At 61.9% G+C, this 18303-nt stretch carries 18 protein-coding genes; 16 read left to right on the top strand and 2 right to left on the bottom strand.

What is annotated here, in order from left to right; genetic code table 11:
• Window positions 1-64 precede the first annotated feature (64 nt).
• Entirely contained in the window at window positions 65-2512 is a 2448-nt protein-coding gene (locus J2Y39_RS11785) for an acyl-CoA dehydrogenase (protein WP_310217735.1), read from the bottom strand.
• Window positions 2513-2759: 247 nt separating this feature from the next.
• On the opposite strand from J2Y39_RS11785, the gene J2Y39_RS11780 reads away from it, so the two are divergent.
• The 4 genes from J2Y39_RS11780 (at window position 2760) to J2Y39_RS11765 (ending at window position 5928) form a co-directional block, all read left to right on the top strand.
• Complete coding sequence (locus J2Y39_RS11780; protein ID WP_122507604.1) at window positions 2760-3419, top strand: transglutaminase family protein; 660 nt, start codon at window positions 2760-2762, stop codon at window positions 3417-3419.
• A gap of 43 nt (window positions 3420-3462) precedes the next feature.
• Window positions 3463-4086, top strand: coding sequence for a glutathione S-transferase family protein (locus J2Y39_RS11775; protein ID WP_305381319.1), 624 nt, complete (start codon window positions 3463-3465; stop codon window positions 4084-4086).
• A 133-nt stretch (window positions 4087-4219) separates the two neighbouring features.
• Window positions 4220-5152 carry an ABC transporter ATP-binding protein gene (locus J2Y39_RS11770; protein ID WP_076563818.1) on the top strand — a complete coding sequence of 311 codons (933 nt, stop codon included), beginning with the start codon at window positions 4220-4222 and terminating at the stop codon, window positions 5150-5152.
• Window positions 5149-5928, top strand: a complete 780-nt coding sequence (locus tag J2Y39_RS11765; RefSeq protein ID WP_056788203.1) for an ABC transporter permease — start codon at window positions 5149-5151, stop codon at window positions 5926-5928. The genes J2Y39_RS11770 and J2Y39_RS11765 overlap by 4 nt, the downstream gene beginning before the upstream one ends.
• A 139-nt stretch (window positions 5929-6067) precedes the next feature.
• On the opposite strand, the gene J2Y39_RS11760 is transcribed toward J2Y39_RS11765, so the two are convergent.
• Window positions 6068-6586 carry a DUF2062 domain-containing protein gene (locus tag J2Y39_RS11760; RefSeq protein WP_039760200.1) on the bottom strand — a complete coding sequence of 173 codons (519 nt, stop codon included), beginning with the start codon at window positions 6584-6586 and terminating at the stop codon, window positions 6068-6070.
• A gap of 136 nt (window positions 6587-6722) precedes the next feature.
• On the opposite strand from J2Y39_RS11760, the gene J2Y39_RS11755 reads away from it, so the two are divergent.
• The 12 genes from J2Y39_RS11755 to J2Y39_RS11700 all read left to right on the top strand — a co-directional run bounded on the left by J2Y39_RS11755 (window position 6723) and on the right by J2Y39_RS11700 (window position 18191).
• Window positions 6723-8957 carry a DNA internalization-related competence protein ComEC/Rec2 gene (locus J2Y39_RS11755; RefSeq protein ID WP_310217726.1) on the top strand — a complete coding sequence of 745 codons (2235 nt, stop codon included), beginning with the start codon at window positions 6723-6725 and terminating at the stop codon, window positions 8955-8957.
• 101 nt (window positions 8958-9058) lie between these two features.
• Window positions 9059-9694 carry a MotA/TolQ/ExbB proton channel family protein gene (locus J2Y39_RS11750; RefSeq protein ID WP_016771007.1) on the top strand — a complete coding sequence of 212 codons (636 nt, stop codon included), beginning with the start codon at window positions 9059-9061 and terminating at the stop codon, window positions 9692-9694.
• Entirely contained in the window at window positions 9691-10119 is a 429-nt protein-coding gene (locus J2Y39_RS11745; protein WP_016771006.1) for a biopolymer transporter ExbD, read from the top strand. Before J2Y39_RS11750 ends, J2Y39_RS11745 begins: the two co-directional genes overlap by 4 nt.
• Window positions 10119-11129 carry a tetraacyldisaccharide 4'-kinase gene (gene lpxK / locus J2Y39_RS11740; RefSeq protein ID WP_310217723.1) on the top strand — a complete coding sequence of 337 codons (1011 nt, stop codon included), beginning with the start codon at window positions 10119-10121 and terminating at the stop codon, window positions 11127-11129. The genes J2Y39_RS11745 and lpxK overlap by 1 nt, the downstream gene beginning before the upstream one ends.
• Window positions 11130-11152: 23 nt before the next feature.
• On the top strand, window positions 11153-11338 hold the full coding sequence (locus J2Y39_RS11735) for a Trm112 family protein (protein ID WP_003179363.1): 186 nt from the start codon (window positions 11153-11155) through the stop codon (window positions 11336-11338).
• Window positions 11335-12099, top strand: coding sequence for a 3-deoxy-manno-octulosonate cytidylyltransferase (kdsB, locus tag J2Y39_RS11730; RefSeq protein ID WP_310217720.1), 765 nt, complete (start codon window positions 11335-11337; stop codon window positions 12097-12099). The genes J2Y39_RS11735 and kdsB overlap by 4 nt, the downstream gene beginning before the upstream one ends.
• The gene (locus tag J2Y39_RS11725) at window positions 12099-12563 is read left to right on the top strand and encodes a low molecular weight protein-tyrosine-phosphatase (RefSeq protein WP_076563814.1); all 465 of its coding nucleotides are present in this window, start codon (window positions 12099-12101) and stop codon (window positions 12561-12563) included. The genes kdsB and J2Y39_RS11725 overlap by 1 nt, the downstream gene beginning before the upstream one ends.
• Window positions 12560-13579 carry a UDP-N-acetylmuramate dehydrogenase gene (gene murB, locus J2Y39_RS11720; RefSeq protein ID WP_310217716.1) on the top strand — a complete coding sequence of 340 codons (1020 nt, stop codon included), beginning with the start codon at window positions 12560-12562 and terminating at the stop codon, window positions 13577-13579. The genes J2Y39_RS11725 and murB overlap by 4 nt, the downstream gene beginning before the upstream one ends.
• 249 nt (window positions 13580-13828) lie before the next feature.
• A complete protein-coding gene (locus tag J2Y39_RS11715; RefSeq protein ID WP_041479453.1) occupies window positions 13829-14299 on the top strand; it encodes a (2Fe-2S)-binding protein in 471 nt (156 codons plus the stop codon).
• Complete coding sequence (locus J2Y39_RS11710) at window positions 14296-16617, top strand: xanthine dehydrogenase family protein molybdopterin-binding subunit (RefSeq protein WP_310217713.1); 2322 nt, start codon at window positions 14296-14298, stop codon at window positions 16615-16617. Before J2Y39_RS11715 ends, J2Y39_RS11710 begins: the two co-directional genes overlap by 4 nt.
• A complete protein-coding gene (locus J2Y39_RS11705) occupies window positions 16618-17598 on the top strand; it encodes an XdhC family protein (RefSeq protein WP_310217710.1) in 981 nt (326 codons plus the stop codon).
• Window positions 17595-18191 carry a nucleotidyltransferase family protein gene (locus J2Y39_RS11700; RefSeq protein WP_310217707.1) on the top strand — a complete coding sequence of 199 codons (597 nt, stop codon included), beginning with the start codon at window positions 17595-17597 and terminating at the stop codon, window positions 18189-18191. Before J2Y39_RS11705 ends, J2Y39_RS11700 begins: the two co-directional genes overlap by 4 nt.
• Window positions 18192-18303 lie beyond the last annotated feature (112 nt).

The raw sequence follows: 18303 nt of genomic DNA, 5'->3' as shown, positions 1-18303 counted from the left end.
CCTCAAGAGCAAAACGGGCGCGGGAGTATAAAGCCCTCGCGCCGTTTTTTCACATAAACCGGGTTCAGCGGACTTTGCCCTCTGCCTGGGTCAGTTCTTCTTTGGCGAAATCGTCGACGTCGATCACCTTGCGGCGGGCCGCTTCGGCGTCGCGCAGGCTTTGCGCTTCGACGGCTTGCAGCACGCCGGCTTCCAGCGCGGCATCGATGGCGTGTTCGCCGGCTGCCGGTTTGACCTGGCCGCTCTTCAGTGCGGTGTGCAGTTTCTTGTGGAGCGGTTGCGCGGCATTGAGCAGGTCGCTGGCGTGTTGCAGCGCGCCCACGGCATCGTCCGCCGATTGCGGGCGGTAGCAGCCGGCGAGCAGTTCTTCCAGGGCCGGATCGCCTTTGGCGCGACCGATGACCGCAGCGACTTCGGCGCCGAGTTTGTCCGATGGGCCTTTGTGACGGCGCCCGAACGGGAAGACGATGACCCGCAGCAGGCAGCCGAAGACTTTGTTCGGGAAGTTGCTCAGCAGTTCATCCAGCGCACGCTCCGACTGGCCGAGGCTTTCTTCCATGGCCCAGCGGAACAGCGGCTCCATGTACGCCGGCGAATCCAGGTCGTGATAACGCTTGAGCGCCGCAGAGGCCAGATACAGGTTGCTCAGCACGTCGCCGAGGCGCGCCGACAGGCGTTCGCGGCGTTTCAGTTCGCCGCCCAGGAGCATCATGCTGAAGTCGGCGAGCATGGCGAATGCGGCGGCCTGACGGTTCAGCGCGCGGAAGTAGCCTTGGCTGATCCTGTCGCCCGGCGCATGTTCAAAGTGACCAAGGCCGAGGTTCAGCACCAGTGTGCTGGCGGCATTGCTGACGGCGAAACCGATGTGCTTGAGCAACAGACCGTCGAATTCCTTGAGTGCCTGATCCTTGTCCTCGCGACCGGCCAGGGCCATTTCCTTGAGTACGAACGGATGGCAACGGATCGCGCCCTGACCGAAGATCATCAGGTTGCGCGACAGGATGTTCGCGCCTTCGACGGTGATGAAGATCGGCGCGCCGTTCCAGCTGCGGCCCAGATAGTTGTTCGGCCCCATGATGATTGCTTTGCCGCCGTGCACATCCATGGCGTGGCTGATGCATTCGCGGCCGCGTTCGGTGAGGTGGTATTTGAGGATCGCCGACAGCACCGATGGTTTTTCACCCAGGTCCACCGCGTTGGCGGTGAGCATGCGGGCGGCGTCCATCATCCACGCGTTACCGCCGATGCGCGCCATGGCTTCCTGAATGCCCTCGAAAGCGGACAGCGGTACATTGAACTGCTCGCGAATCTGCGCGTACTGGCCGGTTACCAGACTGGTGAACTTGGCCGCACCGGTACCGACGGCTGGCAGCGAGATCGAACGCCCGACTGACAGGCAGTTCATCAGCATCATCCAGCCTTTGCCGAGCATTTCCTGACCACCGATGAGGTAGTCCAGCGGAATGAACACGTCCTTGCCGGAGTTCGGGCCGTTCATGAACGCGGCGCCCAGCGGCAGGTGACGACGACCGATTTCCACACCTGCGGTATCGGTCGGGATCAGCGCCAGACTGATGCCGAGGTCCTCTTCTTCACCGAGCAGGTGATCCGGGTCATAAGCCTTGAATGCCAGGCCAAGCAGAGTCGCGACCGGGCCGAGGGTGATGTAGCGCTTTTCCCAGTTCAGGCGCAGGCCGATGACTTCCTGTCCTTCCCACTGGCCTTTGCAGATGATCCCGGTGTCGGGCATCGCGCCGGCGTCGGAACCGGCCAGCGGGCCGGTCAATGCGAAGCACGGAATATCGTCGCCACGGGCCAGGCGCGGCAGGTAGTGATTACGTTGTTCGTCGGTGCCGTAATGCAGCAATAGTTCGGCAGGGCCGAGGGAGTTGGGCACCATCACGGTAGAGGCGAGGTCGCCGCTGCGTGTCGCCAGTTTCATTGCCACTTGTGAGTGAGCGTAGGCCGAGAAGCCTTTGCCGCCGTATTCCTTGGGAATGATCAGGGCGAAAAAGCCATGTTCCATGATGTGCGTCCAGGCCTCGGGCGGCAGGTCCATGGACTGGCCGATCTGCCAGTCGCTGACCATCGCGCAGAGTTCTTCGGTCGGGCCGTCGATGAAGGCTTGTTCTTCTTCGCTCAGTTGCACTTTTGGATAGGACAGCAGTTTGTCCCAGTCCGGACGGCCGCTGAACAGCTCGCCGTCCCACCACACGGTGCCGGCATCGATCGCGTCGCGTTCGGTCTGCGACATGGGCGGCAGGGTTTTCTGGAACCAGTTGAACAGCGGCGCGGTGAAGTGCTTGCGGCGCAGGTCAGGCAGCAACAATGGCGCGGCGACCACCGCCAACAAGACCCAGAAGACAAACAGCAGCCAGCCCGGCGCGTGACTGAAAATCCCCATGGCGACCAGATAGGCCGCAACGATGCCCAACGCGGGCAGCGGGGCGATGCGTCGATGGGCGAGATACGCCACGCCGACGATCAAAACCAGTATCCACAACAACAGCATATTCAGTCCTCCGTGAACCAAGGCAAATCGACCCTCCAGAGCTTAGACGGCATCTGCAAATATGGGTGGTCAGAGCATGGTGATTGAAATCGTGGGAAACCCCGGATGGTTTTCGTAGGTTCGGTGGGCAACACGTGTGGGAAATCGTTCGTTGCTGCGCAGCTTTGCTTTCAGGTTTGGCCGAAACGTCGTTATCTCTGTGCTCAGGCTGTCGCTAGACTCGTGACTCATCCAGGAGATTGCCGCCATGCACGAGTATCTGAGCCCCGGCCGCTTCATCGATAGTGACCACCCGGCGGTGGTGGAGTTCGCCGAGCAGCATCGCGGCGCCAGTAACGATCCGCGTGAGCAGGCGATCAGTCTGTATTACGCCGTGCGCGAGGCGGTGCGCTACAACCCCTACACCTTCAGTCGTGATCCGCAAACTTTGTGTGGCAGTTACGCACTGGCGGCGGGGGAGAGTTATTGCGTGCCGAAAGCTACGCTGCTCGCCGGTTGTGCCCGGCATTGCGGGATCCCGGCGCGCATCGGTCTGGCCGATGTGCGCAATCATTTGTCGACGCCGCGTCTGCTCGAGTTGCTGAAAAGCGACGTGTTCGCCATGCATGGCTACACCGAGCTGTTTCTCGACGGCCGCTGGGTCAAGGCGACGCCGGCGTTCAACCAGCAACTGTGCGAGCTGTTCAACGTCGCAGCGCTGGAATTCGACGGGGTCAACGACAGCGTTTTCCACCCGTTCAACCGTGATGGCGCGCAGTTGATGGAATATCTGCTCGATCACGGCCAGTTCACCGATGTGCCGGAAACGTTCTTCTTCGAGCACCTGCAAAAGTGCTATCCGCATCTGTTCAGTGAGCAACTGCCGGTGCTGTTGGGCGACATGCAGACTGATTTGAGTCGCACCTGATCCGGCGTATGCTGGCCGTCCACTCACTTGCAAAGAGGCGGTCATGCTGAAGATCTGGGGACGAAAAAATTCATCGAACGTCAGAAAGCCCTTGTGGGCTGCCGAAGAGTTGGGCCTGGCTTACGAGGCCATCGATGCCGGCGGCGCGTTCGGTGTGGTCGATACGCCCGAGTACCGCGCGATGAACCCCAATGGCCGGGTGCCGGTGATCGAGGATGACGGTTTCGTGCTTTGGGAATCCAACGCCATCGTTCGCTACCTGCTGGCCAAGCACGCCCCAGACAGCGCTTGGTACCCGGCGGATGCGCAAGCCCGCGCCACGGCGGACAAATGGATGGACTGGACCACGTCGAGTTTCGCCGGGCCGTTTCGCACGGTGTTCTGGGGTGTGCTGCGCACGCCTGCCGAGAAGCAGGACTGGAAGGCGATCAACGCCGCGATCAAGGAATGCGATGAACTGCTGAACATGGCCGACCACGCCTTGATCAGCCAGCCTTATCTCTCCGGCAATGACATCGGCATGGGCGACATCCCGTTGGGCAGTTTCATCTATGCCTGGTTCGAAATGCCCATCGAGCGCGCCCCGCAACCACATCTGCAAGCCTGGTATGAACGTTTGAAGCAGCGTGTGGCCTATCAGAAAGCGGTCATGACCGCGTTGACTTGATAATTACTATCGACACACTTGACTGTACTTGTGCGGCGGCGGCAAGCACCATTGCGAACTTGCGCCGCGGTTGTTTCCCTCGCCGCCCGCCCTTATTTACTTCTTTCCTTCCTTCTTGGTGCGTAAATCCGATATGAGTTCCGCTCTGTCCATCCGGCAGCTAACCAAAACCTACGGCAACGGGTTCCAGGCCTTGAGTGGTATCGATCTGGACGTCGCCGAAGGTGACTTTTTCGCCTTGCTCGGCCCCAACGGCGCCGGCAAATCCACAACCATCGGCATCCTCTCGACCCTGGTCAACAAGACCAGCGGCACCGTGAATATTTTCGGCCATGACCTGGACAAGAACCCGGCGGCGCTCAAGCGCTCGATCGGCGTGGTGCCGCAGGAATTCAACTTCAACCAGTTCGAAAAGACCTTCGACATCGTCGTGACCCAGGCCGGCTACTACGGCATTCCGGCGAAAGTCGCCAAGGAACGCGCCGAGCAGTACCTGACCCAGCTGGGGCTGTGGGACAAGCGTGATGTGCCATCGCGTTCGCTGTCCGGCGGCATGAAACGGCGTCTGATGATCGCCCGTGCACTGGTGCACGAACCGCGTCTGCTGATCCTCGATGAGCCGACTGCGGGCGTCGATATCGAACTGCGCCGTTCGATGTGGACCTTCCTCACCGAGCTGAATCAGAAGGGCATCACCATCATTCTGACCACGCATTATCTGGAAGAGGCCGAGCAGCTGTGCCGCAATATCGGCATCATCGACCACGGCACCATCGTCGAAAACACCAGCATGAAACAGTTGCTGGGCCAGTTGCACGTGGAAACCTTTTTGCTCGACCTGAAACACGACTTGCACGTTGCGCCGCAATTGCTCGGCTACCCGGCCCGATTGCTCGACGGCCACACCCTGGAAGTGCAGGTCGATAAATCCATGGGCATCACGGCGTTGTTCACCCAGTTGGCGCAGCAGAACATCGAAGTGCTGAGCCTGCGTAACAAAACCAATCGCCTCGAGGAGTTGTTCGTGTCCCTGGTGGAGAAAAATCTGTCGAAGGTGGCGGTATGAGTTCCGAGTTCGGTCCCAACCTCGTCGCCCTGCAAACCATCGTCTACCGCGAGGTCAAACGCTTCATGCGGATCTGGCCGCAGACGTTGCTGCCGCCGGCGATCACCATGGTTCTGTACTTCGTGATTTTCGGCAACCTGATCGGCCGACAGATCGGCGACATGGGTGGCTTCACCTACATGGAGTACATCGTGCCGGGTTTGATCATGATGTCAGTGATCACCAACTCCTACGGCAACGTGGTCTCAAGTTTCTTCGGCAGCAAGTTCCAGCGCTCGATCGAAGAGCTGATGGTCTCGCCGGTGTCACCGCACACGATCCTGATCGGCTTCACCATTGGTGGGGTATTGCGCGGTCTGGCGGTGGGTCTGATCGTGACGATCCTGTCGCTGTTCTTCACCCATCTGCAGGTGCATCACCTCGGCGTGACCATCCTGGTAGTGGTGCTGACCGCGACGATCTTCTCGCTGCTGGGCTTCATCAACGCGGTGTTTGCGCGCAACTTCGATGATATTTCGATCATTCCGACCTTTGTGCTGACCCCGCTGACTTACCTGGGCGGCGTGTTCTACTCGATCACTTTGCTGCCACCGTTCTGGCAGACCGTGTCGCTGGCCAACCCGGTGCTGCACATGGTCAACGCCTTCCGCTACGGCATCCTTGGCGTCTCGGATATCCGCATCGGCATCGCCATTACCTTCATGCTGGTGGCGACCGTGGTGCTGTATCTCGGCTGTGCGCGGTTGCTGGTGAGCGGGCGCGGGATGCGTACCTGATCCCGACCGCGTCGCTTTCTTCGCGAGCAGGCTCGCTCCCACATTGGAATGATGTTCTCTGTGGGAGCGAGCCTGCTCGCGAATGGGCCAGACCAGACAAAACAAAAAACGGCCTCCCATCGCGGAGGCCGTTTTGCATTCATTTCTGCCGACTTTGCTTGCGCCGCCGCCATTGCCGCGCCACCCACCAGCGCCAGTAAAGCATCACCAGAAAATAGGCGAGGACGCCCAGCACCAGGCCGACAACCACCGAGCCCAATAAAAACGGCTGCCACAATGTCGACAGCTCACCGCTGATCCATTCCCAGGTCAACTCGTCCGGCAGATGCCGCGCCGGCACATCCATCAGGAACGCCCCGGCCTGGTAGGTGCAGAAAAACACCGCCGGCATGGTGATCGGATTGGTCAGCCAGACCAGGCTCACCGCGATTGGCATATTGCCGCGCACCATCACCGCCAATGCCGCCGCTACCAGCATCTGTGCCGGGATCGGCAGGAACGCCGCAAACAGGCCGACCGCCATCGCCCGGGCGACCGAGTGGCGGTTGAGATGCCAGAGGTTCGGGTCATGCAGCAACGTGCCGAGAAAGCGTAAGGATTTGTGTTCCCTGATGCTCGTCGGGTCGGGCATGTAACGTTTGAATAAGCGCCGGGGCATAGGGCTTCTCGGTCGGTTAAGGCGGCAAGTATGTCTGGATTCTACGAACCGCCCATTCAGACTTTGTGACAATTGTTGACGACGGTGGTGCCGCAGACCGGCTATGCCTAGTGGGGGGACTCTCAAGGACGGGCATATGCGCACAGGGATGATGGCGCTGGCAGTCGGTCTGCTGGCCCCGGTTTTTTTGCCGGCCTTGCCGCCGGTCGGTTGGTTGCTGGTGCTGCCAATGGTGGCGCTGATGTTGCTGCCGTTTCGCAGCTTTCCATTGGCGTTTTTGCTGTTTGGCTTTACCTGGGCCTGCGTTGGCGCGCAGTGGGCGCTAAATGACCGCTTGCCACCGAGCCTCGACGGCGAAACCCGTTGGCTCGAAGGGCGCGTGGTCGGTTTGCCGCAACACAGCGATGGCGTGGTGCGTTTCGAGCTGGCTGATGCGCGTTCACGCCACGAAAAGCTGCCGTCGCTGCTGCGCCTGGCCTGGTACGCCGGGCCGCCGGTCAATAGTGGTGAGCGATGGCGTCTGGCGGTGAAGTTGAAGCGCCCGGGTGGCCTGCTCAACCCGCACGCCTTCGACTACGAGGCCTGGCTGCTCGCGCAACGGATCGGCGCAACCGGCACGATCAAGGATGGCCAGCGCCTGGCTGAGGCCCGGCATGCATGGCGCGACGGCGTTCGCCAACGCCTGCTGGCGGTGGATGCGCAAGGACGCGAGGGCGCGCTGGCAGCGCTGGTGCTCGGTGATGGCTCTGGGCTCAGTCGCGAGGATTGGCAGGTACTGCAAGACACCGGCACCGTGCATCTGCTGGTGATCTCCGGCCAGCACATCGGTTTGCTCGCCGCAGTGATGTATCTGCTGGTTGCCGGGCTGGCGCGTTTCGGAATCTGGCCGTTGCGCTGGCCCTGGTTGCCGTGCGCGTGTGGCCTGGCATTCGCGGCGGCGCTGGGTTACGGCTTGCTCGCCGGGTTCGATGTGCCGGTGCAGCGCGCCTGCGTGATGGTGGCGCTGGTATTGTTGTGGCGCCTGCGTTTTCGCCATCTCGGCGCGTGGTGGCCGTTATTGCTGGCGTTCAATGGCGTGCTGCTGCTTGATCCACTGGCCAGTTTGCGTCCCGGCTTCTGGCTGTCCTTCGCGGCGGTGGCAGTGTTGATCTTCACTTTCGGCGGGCGGCTTGGGGCCTGGCGCTGGTGGCAGACCTGGACCCGCGCGCAGTGGCTGATCGCGATCGGCTTGTGTCCGGTGTTGCTGGCGCTGAGCTTGCCCATCAGCGTCAGCGGGCCTGTAGCCAATCTGCTGGCCGTTCCGTGGGTCAGCCTCGTGGTGCTGCCGCCGGCATTGCTCGGCACGCTATTGCTGCCCGTGCCTTATGTTGGCGAAGGACTGTTGTGGCTGGCCGGTGGTTTGATCGACTGGCTGTTTATCGGGCTGGCGCTGATTGCCGGGCAATGGCCGGCGTGGATACCAGCCGCCATTCCACTCTGGGCGTTGATCCTGGGCAGCCTTGGCGCGATTTTATTGCTGTTTCCCCGTGGCGTGCCGATGCGTCCATTGGGCTGGCCGCTGATGTTGCTTTTGATATGGCCGCCTCAAGAGCGAATAGAAGAAAGGCGAGCCGATGTCTGGCAAATCGACGTCGGCCAAGGCTTGGCGATTCTTGTGCGCACGCGACATCATGCACTGCTCTATGACGCCGGCCCGCGCTTCGGCGATTTCGATATCGGCGAACGAGTGGTGTTGCCAGCGTTACGCAAACTCAACGTGCAACAGCTCGACCTGATGCTGCTCAGCCACGCTGACGCCGATCACGCTGGCGGCGCCCGGGCGGTCATGCGTGGATTGAACGTGCACCGCGTGGTCAGCGGCGATCCGCCAAACCTGCCGCCGGAGCTGAACGCCGAAGCCTGCGCAAGTGGCGAACAGTGGCAGTGGGATGGCGTGCAGTTCCAGCTCTGGCAATGGTCGGCGGCCGATGACAGCAACCAGCGCTCCTGTGTATTGCAGATCGAAGCCAACGGTGAACGCCTGCTGCTCACCGGCGACATCGACATTCACGCCGAGCGCGTTCTGCTCGACAGCCCACTGGCCGTGCCGACGCAGTGGCTGCAATCGCCACATCACGGCAGTCGCAGTTCATCGTCGATGGCGCTGTTGAAAGCCTTGCAGCCGGAATCAGTGCTGATCTCCCGTGGCCCCGGCAACTCCTTCGGTCATCCGCATCCCACCGTGCTGGCGCGCTACCGCAAGCAAGGTCTGCGCATCTACGACAGCGCCGAACAAGGTGCCATTCATTTGCAACTGGGCAGCTTCAAGCCGCCGTGGACGATGCGGCAACAGCGGCGTTTCTGGCGCGATCCGCCGGTCCCGGGCCGTTGATCGGTGCCAGCATGGGTGCCACCTCACGGTCGTCGGGGCGGCGGGTCTTAATCGCGGATCGGTATGGTAAAGTGGCGCACTTTTTCGAGGGGACTGTCACTGTGTGGGAATTGGTCAAATCCGGCGGCTGGATGATGTTGCCGATCATTCTGAGTTCCATCGCGGCCATGGCGATCGTCGCCGAGCGCCTGTGGACACTGCGCGCCAGTCGCGTCACCCCCGAGCATCTGCTGGGTCAGGTCTGGGTCTGGATCAAGGACAAGCAGCTCAACAAGGAAAAACTCAAGGAATTGCGCGCCAACTCGCCGCTGGGGGAAATCCTCGCCGCAGGCCTGGCCAATTCCAAGCATGGTCGCGAGATCATGAAAGAGTGCATCGAAGAGGCCGCCGCGCGGGTCATTCATGAACTCGAACGCTACATCAACGCCCTCGGCACCATCGCCGCCATGGCGCCGCTGCTCGGCCTGCTCGGCACCGTGTTGGGCATGATCGATATTTTCAGTGCCTTCACCGGCTCTGGCATGACCACCAATGCCTCGGTACTGGCCGGCGGTATTTCCAAAGCGCTGATCACGACCGCAGCGGGCCTGATGGTCGGTATTCCGGCGGTGTTCTTCCACCGCTTCCTGCAACGTCGTATCGACGAGCTGGTGGTCGGCATGGAGCAGGAAGCGATCAAACTGGTGGAAGTGGTGCAGGGCGACCGTGATGTCGACCTGGCCGAGGGCAAAGCGTGAAATTCCGTCGCAAGCCCCGGGAAACCGTGGACATCAACCTCGCGTCGCTGATCGACGTGGTGTTTATCCTGCTGCTGTTTTTCGTGGTGACTACCACTTTCACTCGGGAAACCCAGCTGCGCGTGGATCTGCCGGAAGCGGTCAGCGGTTCGCCCGCCGAAGATCAGCAGGTCAAACAGCTGGATGTCGCGATCAGTGCCGAAGGCGTGTTCTCGGTGAACAACAAGATTCTGCCGAAGAATGATCTGGCGACGCTGATGGAAGCCATGCAGAAAGAATCCAACGGCGACACCAACATGCCGCTGTCGATCAGTGCCGATGGCAAGGCCCAGCATCAATCGGTGATCACTGCCATGGACGCGGCCGGCAAGCTCGGTTTCAGCCATCTGCGCATGACCACGGTCGAGGCGGCGCCGAAATCCTGATGAGCCTGTCCGATCGCCTGCTCGCCGCGTGGTATCAGGGGCATCCGGCCCTGACGCTGCTGCGGCCGCTGGAAATGCTGTATCGCCGCGTGGTGATCAACAAGCGTCAGCGCTTTCTCGACGGTGACGGAGAGATCTACCAATCGCCCGTGCCGCTGATCGTGGTCGGCAATATCACCGTCGGTGGCACCGGCAAGACGCCGATGATTCTCTGGCTGATTGAGCATTGCCGACGCCGTGGACTGCGCGTTGGCGTGGTCAGTCGCGGTTATGGCGCCAAACCGCCGCACCTGCCGTGGCGGGTCGAGGCCGAGCACAGCGCCGAGGTTGCCGGTGACGAGCCGCTGCTGATCGTCCAGCGCACCGGCGTGCCGCTGATGATCGATCCTGATCGCAGCGCCGCCGTCAAAGCTTTGATTGCCAGTGAGCCGCTGGACCTGATTCTGTCTGACGACGGCATGCAGCATTATCGCCTCGCGCGGGATCTGGAGCTGGTGCTGATCGATGCCGCGCGCGGACTGGGCAATCAGCGCTGTCTGCCGGCCGGGCCGTTGCGTGAGCCGGTCGAGCGCCTGCAAAGTGTCGATGGCGTACTGTTCAACGGTGCCCTTGATGATCGCAACGATGGTTTCGCCTTCCGCCTGCAACCCACGGCCCTGGTCAATCTGCGCAGCGGCGAACGTCAGTCACTGGAGCATTTCCCGCCGGGGCAAGCGCTGCACGCGGTGGCCGGGATCGGCAACCCGCAACGTTTCTTCAATACCCTCGAAGCGCTAGACTGGCGGCCAGTCCCGCATGCGTTTGCCGACCACGCCGAGTACAGCGTGCAGGCGTTGAATTTCACCCCGTCATTGCCGTTGGTGATGACCGAAAAGGACGCGGTGAAGTGCCGTGCCTTTGCTGCTGCCGACTGGTGGTATCTGGCGGTCGACGCCGTGCCGTCGCCGGCCTTCGTGGCCTGGTTCGACACCCAGCTGATGCGCCTGTTGCCGGATCGTCTGCTGCCTTAACTCTTTTATTTCTGGGAATGTTCATGGACACCAAACTGCTCGACATCCTCGCTTGCCCCGTGTGCAAAGGCCCGCTCAAGCTCAGTGCCGACAAGACCGAACTGATCAGCAAGGGCGCCGGTCTGGCGTATCCGATCCGCGACGGCATCCCGGTGATGCTGGAAAGCGAAGCGCGCACCCTGACCACCGACGAGCGCCTGGATAAATGACCACAGCCTTCACCGTTGTCATCCCGTCGCGGTTCGCCTCGACCCGTCTGCCGGGCAAGCCGTTGCTGGATATTGCCGGCAAGCCGATGATCCAGCATGTCTGGGAACAGGCGAGCAAAAGCAGCGCCAGCCGTGTGGTTGTCGCGACTGACGATGCGCGCATCGTCGAGGCGTGCAAAAGCTTTGGCGCCGAAGTGGTGCTGACCCGTGAAGATCACAACTCCGGCACTGATCGTCTGGCCGAGGTCGCAGCGAAACTCGGTCTTGCGCCTGATGCGATCGTGGTCAACGTCCAGGGCGATGAGCCGCTGATTCCGCCAAGCGTGATTGATCAGGTCGCCGCTAACCTGGCCGCTCACACCGAAGCGCGCATGGCCACGCTGGCCGAGCCGATCGAAGACGTGGAAACCCTGTTCAACCCGAACGTTGTGAAGGTTTCCAGCGATATCAACGGTCTGGCCCTGACGTTCAGTCGTGCAACCTTGCCATGGGCACGCGATGCATTTGCCAAGAGCCGCGAGCAGCTGCCGGAAGGCGTGCCCTATCGTCGCCACATCGGTATTTATGCCTATCGCGCCGGGTTCCTCCACGACTTCGTGAACTGGGGGCCGTGCTGGCTGGAAAACACCGAATCCCTTGAGCAACTGCGTGCCTTGTGGCACGGCGTGCGTATCCATGTTGCCGACGCGCTGATCGCGCCGCCGACCGGTGTCGACACCGTCGAAGACCTTGAGCGGGTTCGTCGCCTGCTGGGGGCCTGATGCGCGTTCTGTTTGTGTGTTTGGGCAACATCTGCCGTTCGCCCACCGCCGAAGGCGTGTTGCGCCACAAGTTGCGTGAAGCCGGGCTGGCGGATGTGGTCGAAGTGGCCTCCGCCGGCACCGGTGACTGGCACGTCGGCAACCCGCCGGACAAGCGCAGCCAGGCGGCGGCGAAACTGCGCGGTTATGACCTGTCGACGCAACGCGCGCAGCAGGTCAGTCGGGCCGACTTCGCCAGCTACGACCTGATCCTCGCCATGGACAACAGCAACCTGCGCAACCTCAAGGCTTTGCAGCCATCCACCGGCAGGGCCGAGCTGGATCTGTTCCTGCGTCGTTATGCCGGGCTGGTCGATGAAGTGCCGGACCCGTATTACGACGGCGATCAGGGTTTCGAGCAGGTGCTCGATCTGATCGAAGCGGCCTGCGACCAGTTGCTGATCGAAGTGAAGGGCCGTTTATGAGTTTGCAGGTGCAACCGCAAGTATCGTTGCAGGCCTTCAATACGTTCGGCGTCGATGTGCGCGCGCAGCTGTTTGCCGAAGCCCACAGCGATGACGATGTCCGCGAAGCGCTGGCCTGTGCCGCGTCCCATGACGTGCCGTTGCTGGTGATCGGCGGCGGCAGCAACTTGCTGCTGACGGCGGATATTCCGGCGTTGGTATTGCGCATGGCCACGCGCGGCATCCGCGTGCTCAGCGACGATGGCAGTCGCGTGGTGGTCGAGGCGGAAGCGGGCGAACCGTGGCATCCGTTCGTGCAGCACACGCTGGCCCAGGGTTTGGCCGGGCTGGAAAACCTCAGCCTGATCCCTGGTACCGTCGGCGCCGCGCCGATGCAGAACATCGGTGCCTATGGTATCGAGATCAAGGATGTCTTCGCCGGCCTGACCGCGCTGGACCGCGAGAGCGGCGAACTGCGTGATTTCAGTCTGGAAGACTGCAACTTCGGCTACCGCGACAGCCTGTTCAAGCAGCAGCCGGGACGTTGGCTGATCCTGCGGGTGCGCTTCACGCTTGATCGCGCAGCGCACCTGCATCTGGAATACGGCCCGGTCCGTCAGCGCCTGAGCGAGCAGGGCATCGAGCAGCCGACGCCCACCGATGTCAGCCGCGCCATCTGTAGCATCCGCAGCGAAAAACTGCCGGACCCGGCGGTGCTCGGCAATGCCGGCAGCTTCTTCAAGAATCCGCTGGTGCCTGCCGCTGTGGTCACGCAGATCAAAGCGCAGCACCCGGATCTGGTGGCTTACCCGCAAGCGGACGGGCAGATGAAACTGGCCGCTGGCTGGCTGATCGAACGCGCCGGCTGGAAGGGTTTTCGCGATGGCGACGCCGGCGTGCACAAGTTGCAGGCGCTGGTGCTGGTCAACTACGGCACGGCCACCGGCCTGCAACTGCTCGACCTGGCGCAACGTATCCAGAAAGACATCGCCGAACGGTTTCATGTCGAACTGGAAATGGAGCCCAATCGGTATTGAGGCTACGCTTGCCTGACGCCATCAAAAGCCCTGCACTGATGAAAAAGTGCAGGGCTTTTTTGTTAATGCTGGGTTAACTTAGCGAGCTAACGATACCAACCATTTGCTCCACCCAAAGGCCCGGTGCAGACGTTCCCGTCGGCGCAAGAGAGCCTGATTAGCCTGAGTCGATCTGCGCGAACCCACCGCTGATTTTCCGGCGGCAGATTGCTCGACCCCATAACCACTAAAAAATATGCGGGCGTGCCCATGATTACCCTGAAACTCAACGGTCAAGACCACTCCCTCGATGTCACCGAAGACATGCCGCTGTTGTGGGCGATTCGTGACGTCGCCGGTTACAACGGCACCAAATTCGGTTGCGGCATGGGCCTGTGCGGCGCCTGCACCATCCATATCGACGGCTTGCCGGCACGCAGTTGCATCACGCCGATCGGCTCGGTGATCGGTCAGAACGTCACCACCATCGATAATCTCCACGCCGACCCGGTAGGCAAGGTCGTGCAGCAAGCCTGGCTCGACAGCGCTGTGGCTCAATGCGGTTATTGCCAGGGCGGGCAGATCATGTCGGCCACCGCTCTGCTGAAAACCAATCCGAACCCGAGCGACGAGCAGATCGAAGAAGCCATGGTGGGCAACATCTGCCGCTGCGGCACCTACAACCGGATCAAAACCGCGATCCGCCAGGCCTCCACTCAACTGAAGGAGGTGAAGGCATGAGCCGCGTCCCGAATGATTTCGCCCTGAGCAACCTCAGCCGCCGTGGCTTTCTCAAAGGCGTCGGCGCTACCAGCGCGCTGGTCCTCGCCGCGAGCTGGGGCTGGCAGGATGCGCTGGCCGATGACGCGCCGAAGAAGTTTGGCGCCGATGGCATGCCCAATGGCTGGATCGACGATCCCAAGGTTTACGTGAGCATTGCTGCCGATGGCAGCGTCACCGTGGTGTGCAACCGTTCGGAAATGGGCCAGGGCGTGCGCACCAGCCTGAGCATGGTAGTGGCCGATGAACTCGAGGCCGATTGGGCGCAGGTCAAAGTGCAGCAGGCGCCGGGCGACGAAGTGCGCTTCGGCAACCAGGACACCGATGGTTCGCGCAGCATGCGTCACTGGTACGAGCCGATGCGTCGTTGCGGCGCCGCCGCGCGGACCATGCTCGAACAGGCCGCTGCTGCGCAGTGGAAAGTGCCGGTTGGCGAATGCCATGCGCAACTGCACAAGGTCATTCACAAACCGTCCGGCCGCGAACTGGGCTACGGCGAACTCGCCGCTGCCGCCAGTGCGCTGGCTGTGCCGGCGCGTGACAGCCTGCGACTCAAGCAGCCGTCGGAATTTCGCTACATCGGTAAGGAAGGCACCAAGGCCATCGACGGTGCCGATATCGTCAATGGCCGCGCAGTGTACGGCGCCGACGTGCATTTCGACGGCATGCTCTACGCCACCATCGCTCGCCCGGCGGTTTATGGAGGCAAGGTCAAAAGCCTCGATGACAGCGCCGCACTGAAAGTCCCTGGCGTGCTAAAAGTCATGCAGATCGAAGGCCGGCCATTGCCGTCGGAGTTCCAGCCACTAGGCGGCGTCGCGGTTGTGGCCAGCAATACCTGGGCGGCGATCAAGGGCCGCGAGGCGCTGAAGATCGAGTGGGATGACGGCCCGAATGCCAGTTATGACTCGATTGCCTATCGCAAAGAGCTTGAAGCCGCGTCGCTGAAGGCCGGCAAAGTGGTGCGCAACACCGGTGATATCGACAAGGCCTTGAGCGGCGCTGCCAGCACTCTCGAAGCGTCGTATTACCTGCCGCACCTGGCGCAGGCGCCGATGGAACCGATGGTTGCTATCGCCCGTTACAAGGACGGCGTCTGCGAGGCTTGGGCGCCGAGTCAGGCACCGCAGGTCACCCGTGAGCGCATCGCCGAGCGTCTTGGCGTGCCGTTCGAAAAGGTCACCGTCAACGTGACATTGCTGGGCGGTGGTTTCGGTCGCAAGTCGAAACCGGACTTCGTCGTCGAAGCGGCGATTCTCGCCAAGGAATTTCCGGGCAAGGCTGTACGGGTGCAGTGGACGCGCGAAGACGACATCCACAACTCGTATTTCCACACCGTGTCGGCGGAATATCTGAAGGCGGGCATCGACAAGAACGGCATGCCGTCCGGCTGGCTGCATCGCACCGTGGCGCCGAGCATCACCGCGTTGTTTGCGCCGGACATGAACCATGAGGCGGCGTTCGAGCTGGGCATGGGCTTTACCAACATGGCCTACGCGATTCCCAACGTGCGCCTGGAAAACCCCGAAGCCAAGGTACACACGCGGGTCGGCTGGTATCGCTCGGTGTCGAACATTCCCCACGGCTTCGCGATTCAGAGTTTCGTCGATGAACTGGCGCACAAGGCCGGGGAGGATCCGCTCAAGTACCAGATCAAATTGCTCGGCCCGGACCGGCAGATCGATCCTCGCACCTTGAGCGAAGAGTGGAACTACGGCGAATCGCCCGAGCGTTATCCGATCGACACCGGGCGCATGCGCACCGTGCTGGAAACCGCCGCCAAGGCAGCCGGATGGGGACGCAAACTGCCCAAGGGTCGTGGCCTCGGTCTGGCAGTGCATTACAGCTTCGTCACCTATGTCGCGGCGGTGATCGAAGTCGAGGTCAAGGATGACGGTTCACTGATCGTGCACAAGGCCGACATCGCCGTGGACTGCGGGCCGCAGATCAACCCTGAGCGCATCCGTTCGCAGTTCGAAGGCGCGTGCGTCATGGGCCTGGGCAACGCTGTGCTCGGTGAGATCAGCTTCAAGGACGGCAAGGTCCAGCAGGACAACTTCCATATGTACGAGGTCGCGCGCATGTCGCTGGCGCCCAAGGAAGTCGCGGTGCATCTGGTCACGCCGCCGGGTGACGTGCCGTTGGGTGGCGTTGGTGAGCCGGGCGTGCCGCCGATTGCTCCGGCGCTGTGCAATGCGATCTTCGCCGCCACCGGCAAGCGCATCCGCAATCTGCCGGTGCGGTATCAGTTGCAAGGCTGGCAGAAGGCGGAGGCGTAAATGGACAGCGTCGATCTCAACGTCCTGCGCAGCGTCCTCGAGTGGCGCCGTGCCGGGCAGCGGGTGGTGTTGTTCAGCGTGGTGCAGACCTGGGGCACCGCGCCGCGCTCGCCCGGCGCCATGCTCGCCTTGCGCGAGGACGGCGTGGTGATCGGTTCGGTGTCAGGCGGCTGTGTCGAGGATGACTTGATCGCGCGGCTGCACGACGGCCGCATTGCCACCGATGGTCCGCCAGTGCAGATGATTACCTATGGCGTGACCCGCGAGGAGGCCGCGCGTTTCGGCCTGCCTTGCGGCGGCACCCTGCGCCTGACCGAAGAGCGCGTCGGCGACCCGGCGTGGGTGGCCGAGCTGCTGCAGCGTTGCGAAAACCACGAAATCGTTGCCCGTGAACTCAACATCGAAACCGGCGAGGTGCGGCTGGCTCCGGCGAGCAAGTCCGATTCGCTGGTGTTCCACGGCAAGACTCTGCGAGCGATTTACGGCCCGCGCTGGCGCTTGTTGCTGATCGGTGCCGGGCAGCTGTCGCGCTACGTCGCCGACATGGCGCGGCTGCTGGATTTCGAAGTGCTGATCTGCGATCCGCGCACCGAGTTCGTCTACGGCTGGGAAGAGCAGCATGGCCGTTTCGTCCCCGGCATGCCGGACGAGGCGGTGTTGAACATCCAGACCGACGAGCGCACGGCGATTGTCGCCTTGACTCACGATCCACGTCTGGATGACATGGCTTTGCTCACCGCGCTCGATTCGCCGGCGTTCTACGTCGGCGCGCTCGGTTCGCGGGTCAACAGCCAGAAGCGCCGGGAAAACCTCGCTCAGCTAGGCTTGTCGCAAGCATCGATTGATCGCTTGCACGGGCCGATCGGCCTGCACATCGGTAGTCATTCGCCGGCAGAGATCGCTTTGTCCTTGTTGGCGGAAATTGTTGCGATCAAGAACGGTGTGGAGCTGAAACAGAAAAAACCGCTGGAGGGTGCATGAGCCATTCCATCGCAGTGGTCGTGCTGGCAGCAGGCGAGGGCAAGCGTTTTCGCCAGATCGCCGGTCCCGACAAAGACAAGTTGCTTGCTGATTGCACCGGGCGTGACGGCGCGGTGCGTTCGGTCATCGAGCAGGTGCTGGTGAACCTGCCGGCCAGTCTCGACAAGCGCGTACTTGTCACCACCGAAGCGCGACCCCAGGCGATGCGCATGGCCCAGGCATATGGCTGCGACGTGGTGTCAATCGAGTCGACCGGCATGGGCGACAGCATCGCCGCAGGTGTTGCTGCTTGTCCTGACGCGAATGGCTGGCTGATTGTTCTCGGCGATATGCCGTTTATCTTGCCTTCGAGTATCGAGAGAGTGGTCGCGGCGATGGCTGATGATGCGGTGAGCGTGCCGGTGCTGGGTGGCGAGTTTGGCCATCCGGTGGGGTTTGGCCGCTCGTTTGGCGCGCAGTTGCAGGCGCTGACCGGCGATCGTGGCGCACGGCCGTTGTTTGCGCAGGGTAGGGTGGTGGAAGTAGCGGTGGAAGATCCGGGGGTGTTGTGGGATATCGATGTGCCTGAATCTCTGGTATTTCCTCGGCCCTGAGCCGTGTTGAAATTCCTTGTGGGAGCGAGCCTGCTCGCGAATGCGCTGGTTCAGCTACATGAATATTGTCTGACCTAGCGCTTTCGCGAGCAGGCTCGCTCCCACAAAGGTT

This window comes from Pseudomonas sp. 2957 (genome assembly GCF_031456345.1).
GTDB lineage: Bacteria > Pseudomonadota > Gammaproteobacteria > Pseudomonadales > Pseudomonadaceae > Aquipseudomonas > Aquipseudomonas siliginis.
Note: the sequence above shows the minus strand (reverse complement) of the source record. Positions and strands in the feature narration are given on the sequence as shown.